The 1752-nt window shown below is 47.7% G+C and carries 1 protein-coding gene; it reads right to left on the minus strand.

The window, feature by feature from the left end:
- Positions 1-373: 373 nt before the first annotated feature.
- On the minus strand, positions 374-1636 hold the full coding sequence (locus tag K1558_RS32580) for an IS110 family RNA-guided transposase (protein WP_238656279.1): 1263 nt from the start codon (positions 1634-1636) through the stop codon (positions 374-376).
- Positions 1637-1752: the final 116 nt, after the last annotated feature.

The following is a 1752-nucleotide window of genomic DNA, read 5'->3' on the forward strand; positions in this document are numbered from 1 at the left end:
CCTCCCTCCTTATGATTCAGTTTTCTTACTCTAGCTCGCTAATTCGCAGGATTTCATTCGTTATGAATACAAATGCAGTAACGAAGCAGAGCAGGTGGGGGTTGAGGTGGCGGTCCGGGCATAACCAAATAAGGGGACACAAGATAATTCCCATTAAATCCCTTTATTTGCATGCTCCATCCTTAACCTTGTGGTTTACCCTCCCATGTCTCAACGGGTCGATGCCCTTACATTCCTTCGTTACACCTATCAAGGAGATGGAGTCCGTCAGTGCTTTGTCCACGGGTCTGAGCCCTTTAGGCGGTCGTAACGGTACTCATGCTTCATGATGAATCCTGCGAATGAGCCAGTTGGCAAGTGGATACTTTCGGTCTTAGGCTACAGAGTTTACCATGCAACTATCATAGTCGGAACCGTTCTTGGACATCGCTACAAGCATGCGGGCGAGCTTCCCGCACAGCTTCATGATCGACTTCATGCCAGTCATGTGTTTCACCCGTTTGTTATGCTGATGCAGCGCCCGAAATTCCGGATTAATGGAGACCATCTGAAACACGGCGATAAAGAGGATTTTTCGCAGTCCAGGCCGCCCTCGCTTCGTGATTTTCACTTGGCCTTTGTAGAGGCCTGAGCTGTTCTCCGACAGATGTAAGCCAGCTAATCGAAGTAATTGGTTACCGTGGGCAAAGCGGCTAAAATCACCGGCTTCACTGTATAACGCAGCCAAGGTAATGTCATGGATCCCTTTAATCGATCGCAAGTTCTTCGTGGTGGGAATGGTTTGAAGGATTTGATTTATCTTCTCCTTTAGTAGCTCCATTTGGTCGTGAAATAACTGTAGTTGCTGTAAAAGCATCGATAGACTCAGTTTAGCCTCTTCGACCGACTCTGGGCTGCCTACCGTTCGTTGTGCCGCGTAGAGGAGAGCAACAGCTACTTTGTGGCTGCCGGCACGTTTTAAACGCTTCTTCCACCCTAAAATGACCTCTTGAACCGATAAGGCGCAAAGATCCGAAGGGTGAGCAAACTCGGCTAACGTTGCCAGAGCGGTCTTTGAAGTGATGTCTTTAAAGACCTGCTGGAACTCAGGGAAGTAGATGTCCGTCCAGCGGTAGATTTGGTTGACGACACTGGAGGCTTGTTTGGAAAGGTAGTCTCTCGTGTTGACCAGTTGCCGAAGCGCCTGAAACGGTCCGGTGTGAAGGTAGAGGTCGCTGTAGTAACCATTCTTGACCATGTCGGCAATCACTAAGGCATCCTTGATGTCATTTTTCGTAGGGGAGTTGTCCCGGTTTTCTTTATTGCGTTTCACTTGAAAAGGGTTGACGAGAACGAGTTCGAGCTGCTTTTCTTGAAGCCAGAGCGCCAAATTGAACCAATAGTGACCGGTAGGCTCCACACCGAAAATAACATCGGTTTTGTGAAATTGAAACTGGAGCGCCTGCATCCACTGAAACAGCTTTTCAAACCCTTTCTGATCATTGGAAAAGGAAAGATAGGTTCCGCGTTCGATGCCGCGGTAGTCCGTGGCACGAGCGACATGAGTGAACTTGGCGATGTCGATACCAACGATAAGATGATGAGAGGTAATACGTTCAATGCGTTGATTTTGTTGGGCCGATTGTTTAAACTTCATAGTAAGAGCACCTTCCTTATAGATGATTGGTTGTCGTCGTGGACACCATTTATCATAAGGAGGTGCTCGTTAAATTTCAAAGCCCAAATTTAAGGGGATACAGGAATGCTTTGTCA

The sequence above is a fragment of the Paenibacillus piscarius genome, from assembly GCF_022234545.1.
GTDB lineage: Bacteria > Bacillota > Bacilli > Paenibacillales > Paenibacillaceae > Paenibacillus_AQ > Paenibacillus_AQ piscarius.